The sequence below is a fragment of the Priestia koreensis genome, from assembly GCF_022646885.1.
GTDB classification, from domain to species: Bacteria; Bacillota; Bacilli; order Bacillales; family Bacillaceae_H; genus Bacillus_AG; species Bacillus_AG koreensis_A.
In genome coordinates this window covers 832,646-844,312 of record NZ_CP061868.1, presented here as the reverse complement: position 1 = coordinate 844,312, position 11,667 = coordinate 832,646, and the positions used below count along the sequence as shown (strand labels likewise).

Below are 11,667 nucleotides of genomic sequence, written 5' to 3'. Positions count from 1 at the left end.
ATATAAATGAGGATATTCAAAATCAATTATCTTAAAATCCCCCTAGTTACGCAGCATTTTGAATCTGTGTGTATTCTATCTGTCACTTTGCTCTTAACTATCCTTCTACATCAGCGTATATACAAACAGAAGGACAAACATAAAAGGCGGGAAACTAATGGAAGAAATTGTTTTACAGAAGCTTATTTGGTACATTAAACGTATAGAAGCTTGTCTCATTGCTTTAGAGGACATCTATAGAAGGAGATGTCTTACATGGGGCAAATAAAGAAAGAAGGAACTAGCTGGTACTTTGTTGCTGAATTGGGCATTGATCCTCTCACTGGAAAAAGAAAGCGAAAGAAAAAGAGAGGGTTTAAAACAAAAAAAGATGCAGAAAAAGCGCTAGCTATTATTGAAGCAGAGGTATATAAAGGAGTATATTTTGAGCCTTCTACTATTCTTTTTAAGGATCATCTATTAGAGTGGTTCAAAATCAAAAGGAATAGCATTAACTTTCAAACAGCAGATACTTATCAGTCATTTATCGTTAACAGAATTGTACCCTCTTTAGGGACTATCGCTCTGTCTGCCTTGTCACCTCTTAATCTACAAAGCTACGTAAACACGCTTAAGGAAGAAGGTCTTGCAAGCTCCACAGTCAAGAAGATCTATAACATTATTAAAGGTGCTTTAGATTATGCGTTGAATATGGAGCTATTGCATTCTAACCCAATTAAAAAGGTACAGCTTCCTAAGGATAAAAAGAAGGAAATGAGTGTATGGAGCGTAGAAGAAATAAAGTCTTTTCTTACCATTGCCAAAAAAGATCGACTCTATATGGCATTTCATCTGGCAATTACAACAGGTATGCGACGGGGCGAGATATTGGGGTTACGATGGAAAGATATTGACTTTGATAGAGGTATACTATATGTTCGTCAAACTTTGAGTAAGGATGGAAAACAGTTTCTTGTGGGCGCTAAGACCGAAAGTGGCGTACGAAGTATTAAGCTTCCTAACGAAACAGTTTCAGCCCTATTGGCTCAAAAGAAGAGCATATGTAATGATAAACAGTCTCTTGTGAACGACTACGTTGATCATGATCTAGTGGTCTGCACCTCAAAAGGTACGCCTATGAATCCAAATAACTTAAAGCGAACGTACCTTAAATTAATAAAAGAGGCTAATGTACAAGAGATTCGTTTTCACGACTTACGTCATACTCATGCGACAATGTTGCTTGCACAAGGTATCTCAGCCAAAGTCATTTCAGAACGACTAGGTCATAGTAACATTAAAACGACGCTCGATACTTATTCACATGTGTTACCAAACATGCAAGAAGAAGCTGCGAATCAAATTGATACGTTACTGACCGCCACTAAGTAAAGTGGCTTCGGCACCAAATAGGCACCAAGCGCTATTTTGGTACACAGTCTTATATCACTTATATAAAGTAAAAAGGCCCAAACCCCTGTGTTATCAAGGGTTTGAGCCTTTAGTAAGTTATGACCTGTGAGGGACTTGAACCCCCGACCCCTTCCCTGTCAAGGAAGTGCTCTCCCACTGAGCTAACAAGTCGTGTTTTGTATAGATATATTATATGAAGTTTTTGGTAGGGTTGTCAACGCTTTTTTAAGGGTAATGGAGTTGAAGTTGGAAGCGTTGAGGGAAGTTTGGTACACTGTTTTTAAGTGTTTTTTGAAAATGAGTGATCATTATGATGATAAGAGATCGTTAGGGAATAAAGGATACATTATTAGGGATAAGGGGGAATGAAATATGGATGTACAAACGTATTTGGATCGATTTCATGCTGCATACCGACATGATGTGAGTTTTGAGTATTTGAGCTACTTGCAGGAGCAACATATGCTGCACGTGCCTTTTGAGAATTTAGATGTAATTAATCAGGTGCCCATTGTGTTAGATTTGGAGCGCTTTTATGATAAAGTTGTTCGTCATCATCGAGGTGGCTTTTGCTATGAGTTAAACAGCTTGTTTTGTACATTGCTACGTGAACTTGGCTATGAAGCACAGCTCATTTCAGCAACGGTTAGAAAGCCTGATGAAACGTGGACGATTACCGGTAGCCATGCAACTACTCTCGTTCTGTTAGACGGCGAGGAATATATTGTGGATGTTGGGTTTGGTGATTCCGTTCGTAAGCCTATTCCACTGACAGGTGACGTTGTATCCGATGTGAGCGGTGATTATCGTATTGTTCACCTTGAGGATCGTACGTATGACTTCCAAAAATCCGAGAACGGCCAGTGGAAAACGAAATATCGCCTGGAAAAAGAGCCGAAGGATTTGCTTGATTTTACACCGATGTGTGAGTTCAATCAAACGTCTCCACAGTCTCCGTTTACACAGACGAACTTAACGACAGTTGCGACAGAGGACGGCCGAATTACGCTGTCTGGCAATACGCTTACGATTACAACGAATGAAAAAAAATTAAAGCAGCACATTCCTTCTGAACACTTAAAAGGAATTTTGGATCACTGCTTTCATATTGATAAAGTGCCCGTGCGCTAAAATTGCAGCCGCACGTCAAATGATTTCATTTGACGTGCGGTTTTTATGAAAGGACATATAGACCATGAATGATTATTTACAAACCTACCACCCTAATCTTAGGCGAACTCCTCACCTCTATCATCAAAGCGAGTTTGGGATTCACTTTTCCCTAGGTAACGATCTTTCACCACTAAATGATGTAGATGGCATAAATAATGACTACTTCCAACTCGTTTACCAGCAGGCCATGACCATTTTTGACGAGTTATTTCATCCTGATGATGAGCTCATTTGGGTAACAAACATGTATAGATCAAAGTATGAAAAGAAAAATGTTCGACCGTTGAAGGTGTACCAACCTTACCTAAAAGATAAAAGAGCGCTATATCGACTTCACGTTCATACATATCCTTATCCCTTTGAAAACGGTGAGGAAGGCGATGAAATGCAGCAGTTTTCCTTGAACTGTAAGCGCAATGATATTCGTATTTCACCTTTACTAAAAAGTGCCATCCATGAAGACTTTCCATTGAAGCCGCGATTTGGTGGATACGCTATCGGCTATCCAGATGTGCTTTTTGTGAACACCACGAAAAATGTAACCTTTTTCTTATACGATGATCGTGGATGCGAAGTCACTGCTCTAGATGCGGATACGATACGACCTCTTTACGAAACATGCAGAAGTTGGATCGCTGAGTACGATCGTCAAGATATTGAAGAACGGCTTAGAATTAAATAAACGAAAAGGCATGCGGCTCGTTCGCATGCCTTTTCATTCACTTCGTAGAACCCGCCTGCTTAAACACCGTCTTAACTGGAGTCATCTTCGCCGGTTGCTTGTAGTCATAGAGCACTTCAAACACCCCAAGGTATTTACCCTTGTGATTCACTAATCGTACCTTTGCCTTTAGCTGCTCATCTTCGACATCATAAAGTACAAAGGAGTCAATGAGTAGCTTCGGTGCCTGCGTTTCGTTTTTTAGCTTCAGCACGTTTTTTTGATCGACCTGTACGTAGAAGTTTTGCTTGTTGATATAGTACTTTACTTCCTTTAATAGAAGCTTACGAACATCGCTGACACCAATTTCTTGAATGCCTGCTTTTGTGAGCTTAAGCACCTTTGCCTCGTTGACAAATTCACCGTTTTCGTGCTTTTGAGGCAAGAAGACAATATATTCATTTCGCTTATCTCCGTCTAAATCAAATGTGCGCATGCTTGGCTGTGCACGCTGGTCCTTAAGGGCAGTCCAATACGGAAAATACTTTTTGGATTGCTGAATGTTAATAACGAATCCCTTATACCTTCCTTGTTCTTCTTTTGCAGATAGAATGGTTTGCTGATGTGGCCAGCTTCTAATCGTTTCAAAGCCTGATGCTCCTGCCTCTTTTGTTCCCATTGCAATAAAAAATAGACCAATCAAAAAGAGCTTTCTCACGCGACTCACTCCTACGTTGTTTTCCTTAGTATGAGAAATAATTCCTTTTTTATTTGAGAAGCGCGTAAAAAATATCTGCTAACCAAGAGCCCGGCCTATACATATGATGAAGAAGAAACAATGATCTCTCAGCATTGCTTTAACGAAATTTTCTCTACAAAGTAGGTTGAAAGCATGATGATTACGTATCGGCCTGCCAATACGCAGGATTATCATGAGGTGAACAAGTTACTAAGCGATACACAGCGGCTTCATGCAGAAATGCTGCCAATGAATTTTGAAAAAAACGCGACCGTTCTCTCTCCTACTCAATATCAATCGATGCTTTTTTATTCGACGAACGATATTTTAGTAGCCGTTTATAACCAGGAAATCGTCGGTGTTTCAGTCGTTGAGCTGATGTACACCCCCGCTGTGAATCAATATCCACCTCGCTATACCGCGTATATTCAATATTTTGGCGTACACCGAGATCATCGGCATCGCGGCATCGGAAAGCAGCTTTTTCATGTGTCAAAGGAATGGGCCAAACAAAAGGGCGCTTCTGATTTGCAGCTGACGGTGTGGTCAGTGAACAACAACGCGGTTAAATTTTATGAAGGAGTAGGAATGCATGAACTCAACAAGCTCATGACCATTCCACTTCATGAATAGCCTCATTTTCGTGTTGCAACAAAGCTAGAATCAACTCCTCCCTCTTCCCTCGCTGTATTGAAATAGCCACATCTTATAAAAGAATGCTGTTGATCATCTCAACAGCATTTTTTTATCGTTTTCTCAAAATCCGTATAACGATGTATACCACAATAATCGTCAGAATGGCCCAAACGAGAATAGGCGCAAATTGCAGGGAATTTTCCACAGTGTAGACCTCCTCTTTGTCACTCCTCCATCTTAAAGAGTTGTGTTGTAACGTGATTCGTTACTTGTTCAATAGTAAGAAAGATCGCTAAATAAAAAAGTAGATGTATGTAAAATTCTTTTAAAAAAAATGAATATCCTTCTGTTACATAAAAAACACTGCTGAGCATCCCCCAACAGCGTTTTCTCTACCTTATAAAGCCGGTGCATCCTTTTCTACTTCTTGCTCAATTTGATCACGGTGACGATGAGCGACCCTGCTTGCCGCGCTTGCTGCTACGCTTGCAACGAGGTCATCTAGGAACGTATTCACACCGCTTAGTTTCTTGGAATCTAGCTTACTAATAATTCCGCGCTTTACTTTATCTAAGTGACCGAACGTTGTGACCGCAATACTTCCGTATGTGAGTACTGCACCGAGCGCAATCGTTTCATCAACGCCAAAAAGACCTTCGTCTTGTTCAATAATCGTTTGCAGTGGTTCTGATAGCTTGCCTTGCTCTGCTAATTTATCAAGTTCAATTCCGACTAGAAGCGCATGCTGAATTTCACGTTTTTGCAGAACGCGCTCCACGCTCGCTGTGCATTCCTCCATCGTTAGAGACGGGTTATAGGGAATTTGCATTTCATACACGATTTCTGCAATGTCTAAAATGGTGACGCCGCGCTCCGTTAAAGCGTCAAGCGTTGCTTTCGTTACGTCTTTACTTGGGACAAATTTTTGTTCACTCATCATGCATTCTCCTCTCTGATGACTATATGACTAGAATGACATAAATACTTCCAAAAACCAACTAAAATGAACCGAGAAATGTGTGTTCTAATACGAGGAACGTGCTTCTTTTTTGTAATTTATGCTAATATAGAAGTAGATCAAATAACGGTGCTTTTTATCCCAATTAAAGTCCGTTTGCGCACTGATTAGGTAGCGCTTTCAATATTTTACTATAGGAGATGACACAATGGCTCAGGCACAAGGAAAAGTAGAAGAAATAACGTTTTTCAGTGAGTCGCTTCAAGAAGATCTCACGCTTATGATTTATCTTCCTTCTACGTTTTCACCGCTTTACAAATATACGTTACTCATTGCACAAGACGGTCGCGATTATTATACGCTCGGACGTACTCCTCGTGTTCTTGAAGAGCTGCTTTCCGAAGAGAACATTGAGCAAACGATCTTCGTTGGCATTCCGTATAAATCGGTTGAGGATCGCCGTCAAAAATACCATCCAGAGGGCGCACAGCGTGACCAGTACGTTCGTTTTCTTGCACACGAACTCGTTCCGTTTTTAGACGAACGTTTTCCAACGCTTCAAATGGGCAAAGCACGCGCACTTATTGGGGACTCCCTCGGGGCGACGGTTTCACTTACTGCTGCACTGACATATCCTCATACGTTTGGAAAAGTGATTATGCAGTCTCCTTACGTTGACGAATCTGTTTTAGAGCAAGTGAAACAATCCGAGCACGTTTCGTTGCTTGATTTGTATCACATCATCGGTACAGAAGAAACGGCCGTATCCACAACAGATGGTAAAGTGCAAGATTTCTTAGAGCCAAACCGCTCTCTTCATACGCTTATGCAAGAAAAAAACTATAGCGTTTTTTACGAGGAATTTGCGGGTAATCATACATGGAAATATTGGCAAAAAGATTTAAAACGCGCATTAGAAATGATGCTGAAGAACTAATTTTCCTTGTTTTCATTATCTAGTTATTTGAAAATTTGTTATAATATTTTCAATTCAGCTAGATGACGTTCAGCTAAGCTTTTACTAGTCTACCTATGGCTAGATTGCTATACATTCCGGGGAGGGAACATGATGAAATTTGGTGTTGTTATTTTTCCATCTAAAAAGTTACAAGATGTTGCAAACTCTTACCGCAAACGCTATGATCCGCACTATGCACTAATTAGCCCTCATTTAACGATTAAAGAAGTGTTTGAAGCATCAGAAGAGGAATTAAAAGACGTAACGAGCGCTTTAGCGTTAGCAGCAAAGGAAACGAACCCCTTTGACCTTACAATTCGTAAAGTAAGTTCGTTCTCGCCTGTTAACAACGTGGTTTATTTAAAAGTAGAACCAACGGACGAGCTGCAACACTTGTATGATCGTGTACATAGCGGAATGCTGGATCAGGAAGTTCCATATTCCTTCGTTCCACACATTACGATCGGCCAAAAGCTATCGGATGATGAACATCTAGACATGTATAGTCAGCTACAGCTTGTTGACGTATCACATGAGGAAAAGGTCGATCGCTTTCATTTACTGTATCAGCTTGAAAATGGAACATGGACCGTCTACGAAACATTCCATTTAGGAGGAAAATAAGCACGTGAAAATCATAACAGCACGAACACAACAACAGCAGGATGATGCTTATTTTGTTCGAAAAACCGTATTTGTTGAAGAACAAGGCGTTCCAGCTGAATTAGAAATTGATCAGCACGACAAAACTGCGGTACATATTGTAGCGTATGACAACGAACGCCCTGTTGGTGCGGGGCGCTTTCGAATTGTTGACGGCTACGGCAAAGTAGAGCGTGTGTGTGTCCTTTCCTCTCATCGCAAAGATGGGGTTGGCAAGCAGCTCATGCTAAAAATGCAGGAAGTCGCAAAGGAACAAGGTGTACCAAAGCTTAAATTGAATGCTCAAACGCATGCAGAAGGGTTTTACAAGCACCTTGGCTATGAAACCGTGTCCGACGAATTTTTAGATGCCGGAATGCCGCATGTGACGATGATCAAAGAGCTATAGTGAAAACGTGAAGGAGACCATCCTTCACGTTTTCTTTTCGTATAAAATAGAACCGCTCAATCCATACTAACGAAAAACGGACGTTTAGGCGGGATATATGTGAACGACTATATGGACTACTTTCGAATTGCAGTCGAGCTTTTTGTCGGCTTCATTAGCTTATTTCTACTAACGAAACTGCTCGGGAAAATGACGATCACGCAAATTACCACGTTCGACTTTATCTCTGCTTTAGTACTGGGGGAGCTCGTTGGGAACGCGCTATATGACCATGAAATCGGAATTATGGAGATTTTATTTGCCGTGATTTTTTGGGGCGTACTCATCTATTTTACCGAAATTCTCACCCAAAAAAACATTCGTATTCGCACCTTTTTAGAAGGCAGTCCCTCAATTGTCATAAACAAAGGAAAGATTAATTACAAGGAGCTCAAAAAAAATCACCTTGATATTAATCAGCTGCAGCACCTTCTCCGTTCGAAAGACGCTTTCTCAATACGAGAAGTGGAATATGCGATTTTAGAAACGGACGGAACGGTCAACGTGCTGAAAAAATCAGCGTTTGCAGGGCTAACAAAAAGTGACTTTCAGCTTAAAGAGGAAAAAATCGCTCTTCCCGTCACGTTTATTAGTGACGGTCGTCTGCTTAGTCACAATTTACGAGCAAGCGGCTTTGATGAAACATGGCTGAAGACGGAGCTTGCAAAACAAAAGGTAAGGCGCTATTCTGACGTGATGTACGCGGAGTGGGAAGACGGACAGCCTCTTTTTATTCAAACGTATAAAGAACAAAAAAAAGGATGACAACGAGTCATCCTTTTCGTATGTACGAAGGGAGCGCTATGCAATCGGCGTTCCGTTAGGTAAAGGAGCATCTGCCTGAAGCAATACGACATCACCTTTTTCAGGTACTCCTCCGAGCACAAGCACCTCGGACTTAAAGCCGGCAATGCGTCGCGGTGGAAAATTCACAACGGCTACAACCTGCTTTCCGATTAGCTGATCGGCGTCATAGCGCTTTGTAATTTGAGCACTTGATTGTTTTATACCTAGCTCTTCGCCAAAATCAATCTCGACCTTAATAGCTGGCACCTTTGCTTCTGGAAACGGTGCTGCTTTAACGATCGTCCCTACTCGCAAATCTAGCTTCAAAAAATCTTCAATGGTTGCCATGACAATCCCCTCCTTCTTTCCAATAAAAAAAGTAGTTGTACATATGATGATTGTACACCTACTTTTACGTTGTTGAATACCCTTTAAACGGAATATTCAAATAATTAAATTTACACCATTTCATTCACAAGTTGACCCTTCCCAGTTAAGTTCGAATAAAGGTTTTGGATGTGTTCTTTTTTCAGAGATGATTTTTCGCGCTTTTTCTTTTTGGACGGAGGTGCCATTTGTGCCGCTTGTAAAAACGGAATTTCTTCTTCAGATTTTGTGTGCACCTGAATCGGTTGCACACCTTCAAGCTGCTGATACTGCCTTCTCGGTGCTAACACCCGATTTGCATACTGCGCGTATTGCTCGTTATTTACTGGCAAAATATACCCCATCTTGCTTCCCTCCTCACTCTTTTGTTCATATATATGCTTGTTCTTCATTAGATAGTATGATTTTACCCCCGTAATACCGCATTTAATCCTATTTACTAAAAATCAAATCTTTTATAAAACAATTCGTTTTGATATCATTGATTTTGACTATTTGTAGCGAAAATTTTTGAACAGGAGGTTTGATTCATGGAGCATGCGGTGTATCAAGGAAAAACCATACGTTTATCAAGCTTATCAAGAGCCATGTATCAATCCATCTACGAGGCAAGTATTAGTGGGCAAGTGACCTGTCCTTACTGCGAAGAACCATTGAAGCTGTACATAGGGATTCAAAAGCATCCTTATTTTCATCATGCAACATCACCTTTTGAACGGTCCGAGTGTATAAAGAAAGATCGAAAACGAGCGGAAAAGCCAGCAACCAAGCCGAAAGAAAACGTTACGTATGTGGAGCGAAACGGCTTTCGCGTTCCTGTTTCACGCTCTGTTTCCTCTTCTGCCCAATCAAATGACGATAAATGGAAAAATACGACAACTCTATCGAATTTCCCTGCTTTTAAACCGACCGTGCAAAAAAATAGTGCACATGACACAGGCTATCAGCAGATGTTGAAAGATCAACATATATTATTAGATGCAAATCAGCAGGAAGCCGTGACAACAACCGAAGGCCCTCTTCTCGTTCTTGCCGGTGCTGGAAGTGGAAAAACGCGCGTATTAACAGCACGTACAGCGTTCATGATTCATGAACGAAGCATCGACCCACGTTCGATTATGCTCGTGACGTTTACGGCAAAAGCGGCAAAAGAAATGAAGGAACGTCTCCGTTCATATCCACAAATGAATGACCAAGTATTAAATCAAATGCTTGTCGGCACGTTTCACAGCATTTTTTACCGAATGGTTGCTCATCATGATCCTCATACATGGAACATGAACAACTTATTAAAATGGGAATGGCAAAAGGAACAAATGGTTAAAACAGCTGCCCGTGAGCTGCACCTTGATGAAAAGGAATTTCCGTTTGATCAGGCGCTTCAGCAAATTGGCTATTGGAAAAACACGCTAATAGGCATACGAGACGTTCGTCCTCAAGATCAGTGGGAAGAACGCGTGCACTATTTGTACAAGCGCTATGAAGAAATGAAAAAAAGAGACGGTCTGTTTGATTTTGATGACATGCTGTACGGGTGTTATCAGACGCTGCTTGAAAATCCTGCGCTTCTCGCTCGCTATCAGCAGCGCTTTCGTTATTTCCTTATTGATGAGTTTCAGGATATTAACAAAGTACAATATGAAATTATCAAATTGCTGAGCAGAGAATCCAAAAACCTCTGCGTTGTAGGAGACGATGATCAGTCCATTTACGCTTTCCGTGGGAGTGATCCGTCCTTTATTTTGAATTTTGATACCGACTTTCCCGGCACACAAGTCGTGACGCTTTCACAAAACTATCGCTCAACTCATAGCATCGTCACGTCTGCTAATGGAGTCATTGCTAAAAATAAAGCGCGCCGCGTGAAAAAAATGTTCGCACAGTTTCACAATGATCACGCCCCTCTCCTCTTTTATCCGTATGATGAAGAGGAAGAAGCAACAATGATTGTGACAGATATTAAAGAACGTATTCAAAACGGCGATAACCCGTCAGACTTTGCGATTTTATATCGGACTCATTCGGCTTCTCGTGCCGTATTTGAGCGACTCACACAGTCGAACTTACCTTTTGTTCTTGATAAAGACAGCGACTCCTTTTATAAGAGAAGAATGGTGAGAAGCATGCTGTCATTTTTACGCTTAAGTCTTGATCCAAATCACGCGTCTGCTATTCAAGATTTAGTGATGGCTCTGTTCCTTAAGCAGTCCGTTGTGAATGATATAAAGGCGATTAGCATTTTAGAAGACCTGTCACTCGTTGAGGCGCTTGGAAAGATTGAGAATCTGCAGGCGTTTCAGCAGAAAAAAATAAAACGAATCGTACCGCGTTTCAAATCACTCTCAAATCTTTCACCGCTTGCGGCGCTTGAGATGGTATCGAAGGACATGGGATTTGATGATTTCGTTAAAAAGCGTGGGAATGAAGGAAATAAGATGGAAAAGGGTTCGGATGATGTTCGTGACTTAAAGGTTGTCGCGAAGAAATTTAAGACGATTCCTGAATTTCTTGAACACGTGGACCACATGATTGCGATGAATGAAGAGATGAAAATTATGAGCAAGCAGTTTCATGATAGCATTCAGCTCACCACGATTCACCGTGCGAAGGGTCTGGAATATAAGTACGTTTATGTTCTTGGTGGTGTTGACGGAAGTCTCCCCCATGATTACGCCCTTGAGTCCTATCGAAACGGTGAAACAGAGGCTCTTGAGGAGGAGCGTCGTTTGCTGTATGTAGCCATGACGCGTGCGAAAGAAGCGCTTGCTCTGTCTATTTTGCAAACAAGACGCGGAAAAACCGCCTATCCATCTCGCTTCATTAAGCCGCTGCTTATAAAACAGCCCGTATTGTCTCCGAAATAAGTAAAATCAAAAAAACGACCTTT

The 11,667-nt window shown here is 41.2% G+C and carries 13 protein-coding genes and 1 tRNA gene; 9 read left to right on the top strand and 5 right to left on the bottom strand.

Going from position 1 to position 11,667, the window contains the following annotated elements; translation table 11 throughout:
- The first annotated feature begins 255 nt into the window (after positions 1-255).
- Complete coding sequence (locus IE339_RS04205) at positions 256-1,371, top strand: tyrosine-type recombinase/integrase (RefSeq protein WP_242173812.1); 1,116 nt, start codon at positions 256-258, stop codon at positions 1,369-1,371.
- A gap of 120 nt (positions 1,372-1,491) precedes the next feature.
- Here the strand turns inward: IE339_RS04205 and IE339_RS04200 are convergent.
- Positions 1,492-1,563 (bottom strand) — tRNA-Val (locus IE339_RS04200).
- A 201-nt stretch (positions 1,564-1,764) separates the two neighbouring features.
- Here IE339_RS04200 and IE339_RS04195 point away from each other — a divergent pair.
- Positions 1,765-2,523 (top strand): arylamine N-acetyltransferase family protein, encoded by a 759-nt coding sequence (locus tag IE339_RS04195; RefSeq protein ID WP_242173809.1) that lies wholly within the window; start codon positions 1,765-1,767, stop codon positions 2,521-2,523.
- 64 nt (positions 2,524-2,587) lie between these two features.
- Entirely contained in the window at positions 2,588-3,247 is a 660-nt protein-coding gene (locus IE339_RS04190; RefSeq protein WP_242173807.1) for a DUF3885 domain-containing protein, read from the top strand.
- A gap of 37 nt (positions 3,248-3,284) precedes the next feature.
- Here the strand turns inward: IE339_RS04190 and IE339_RS04185 are convergent, their stop codons facing one another.
- A complete protein-coding gene (locus IE339_RS04185; protein WP_242173805.1) occupies positions 3,285-3,944 on the bottom strand; it encodes a hypothetical protein in 660 nt (219 codons plus the stop codon).
- 174 nt (positions 3,945-4,118) lie between these two features.
- On the opposite strand from IE339_RS04185, the gene IE339_RS04180 reads away from it, so the two are divergent.
- Positions 4,119-4,598 carry a GNAT family N-acetyltransferase gene (locus IE339_RS04180; RefSeq protein ID WP_053399509.1) on the top strand — a complete coding sequence of 160 codons (480 nt, stop codon included), beginning with the start codon at positions 4,119-4,121 and terminating at the stop codon, positions 4,596-4,598.
- Between the two features lie 400 nt (positions 4,599-4,998).
- Here the strand turns inward: IE339_RS04180 and IE339_RS04175 are convergent, their stop codons facing one another.
- Entirely contained in the window at positions 4,999-5,541 is a 543-nt protein-coding gene (locus IE339_RS04175; protein ID WP_397428593.1) for a phosphatidylglycerophosphatase A family protein, read from the bottom strand.
- Between the two features lie 226 nt (positions 5,542-5,767).
- On the opposite strand from IE339_RS04175, the gene IE339_RS04170 reads away from it, so the two are divergent.
- The 4 genes from IE339_RS04170 to IE339_RS04155 all read left to right on the top strand — a co-directional run bounded on the left by IE339_RS04170 (position 5,768) and on the right by IE339_RS04155 (position 8,372).
- On the top strand, positions 5,768-6,496 hold the full coding sequence (locus tag IE339_RS04170; protein ID WP_242173800.1) for an alpha/beta hydrolase: 729 nt from the start codon (positions 5,768-5,770) through the stop codon (positions 6,494-6,496).
- Between the two features lie 132 nt (positions 6,497-6,628).
- Positions 6,629-7,141, top strand: coding sequence for a YjcG family protein (locus IE339_RS04165; protein ID WP_053399506.1), 513 nt, complete (start codon positions 6,629-6,631; stop codon positions 7,139-7,141).
- Positions 7,142-7,145: 4 nt separating this feature from the next.
- Positions 7,146-7,568, top strand: coding sequence for a GNAT family N-acetyltransferase (locus tag IE339_RS04160; RefSeq protein WP_053399505.1), 423 nt, complete (start codon positions 7,146-7,148; stop codon positions 7,566-7,568).
- A 111-nt stretch (positions 7,569-7,679) separates the two neighbouring features.
- Positions 7,680-8,372, top strand: coding sequence for a DUF421 domain-containing protein (locus IE339_RS04155; protein ID WP_053400086.1), 693 nt, complete (start codon positions 7,680-7,682; stop codon positions 8,370-8,372).
- Positions 8,373-8,408: 36 nt separating this feature from the next.
- Here IE339_RS04155 and csaA read toward each other — a convergent pair whose 3' ends face one another.
- Positions 8,409-8,741 carry a chaperone CsaA gene (gene csaA, locus IE339_RS04150; RefSeq protein WP_053399504.1) on the bottom strand — a complete coding sequence of 111 codons (333 nt, stop codon included), beginning with the start codon at positions 8,739-8,741 and terminating at the stop codon, positions 8,409-8,411.
- Positions 8,742-8,851: 110 nt separating this feature from the next.
- Entirely contained in the window at positions 8,852-9,124 is a 273-nt protein-coding gene (locus IE339_RS04145; RefSeq protein WP_053399503.1) for a hypothetical protein, read from the bottom strand.
- Positions 9,125-9,310: 186 nt separating this feature from the next.
- On the opposite strand from IE339_RS04145, the gene IE339_RS04140 reads away from it, so the two are divergent.
- On the top strand, positions 9,311-11,644 hold the full coding sequence (locus IE339_RS04140; RefSeq protein WP_242173798.1) for an ATP-dependent helicase: 2,334 nt from the start codon (positions 9,311-9,313) through the stop codon (positions 11,642-11,644).
- The last annotated feature ends 23 nt before the right edge of the window (positions 11,645-11,667 follow it).

Excerpts from the sequence above, each read along its gene's own strand:
- IE339_RS04205 (WP_242173812.1), top strand. The coding sequence starts at position 256 with ATGGGGCAAATAAAGAAAGAAGGAACTAGCTGGTACTTTGTTGCTGAA.
- IE339_RS04195 (WP_242173809.1), top strand. The coding sequence starts at position 1,765 with ATGGATGTACAAACGTATTTGGATCGATTTCATGCTGCATACCGACAT.
- IE339_RS04190 (WP_242173807.1), top strand. The coding sequence starts at position 2,588 with ATGAATGATTATTTACAAACCTACCACCCTAATCTTAGGCGAACTCCT.
- IE339_RS04180 (WP_053399509.1), top strand. The coding sequence starts at position 4,119 with ATGATGATTACGTATCGGCCTGCCAATACGCAGGATTATCATGAGGTG.
- IE339_RS04175 (WP_397428593.1), bottom strand. The coding sequence starts at position 5,541 with ATGATGAGTGAACAAAAATTTGTCCCAAGTAAAGACGTAACGAAAGCA.
- IE339_RS04170 (WP_242173800.1), top strand. The coding sequence starts at position 5,768 with ATGGCTCAGGCACAAGGAAAAGTAGAAGAAATAACGTTTTTCAGTGAG.
- IE339_RS04165 (WP_053399506.1), top strand. The coding sequence starts at position 6,629 with ATGAAATTTGGTGTTGTTATTTTTCCATCTAAAAAGTTACAAGATGTT.
- IE339_RS04155 (WP_053400086.1), top strand. The coding sequence starts at position 7,680 with ATGGACTACTTTCGAATTGCAGTCGAGCTTTTTGTCGGCTTCATTAGC.
- csaA (WP_053399504.1), bottom strand. The coding sequence starts at position 8,741 with ATGGCAACCATTGAAGATTTTTTGAAGCTAGATTTGCGAGTAGGGACG.
- IE339_RS04145 (WP_053399503.1), bottom strand. The coding sequence starts at position 9,124 with ATGGGGTATATTTTGCCAGTAAATAACGAGCAATACGCGCAGTATGCA.
- IE339_RS04140 (WP_242173798.1), top strand. The coding sequence starts at position 9,311 with ATGGAGCATGCGGTGTATCAAGGAAAAACCATACGTTTATCAAGCTTA.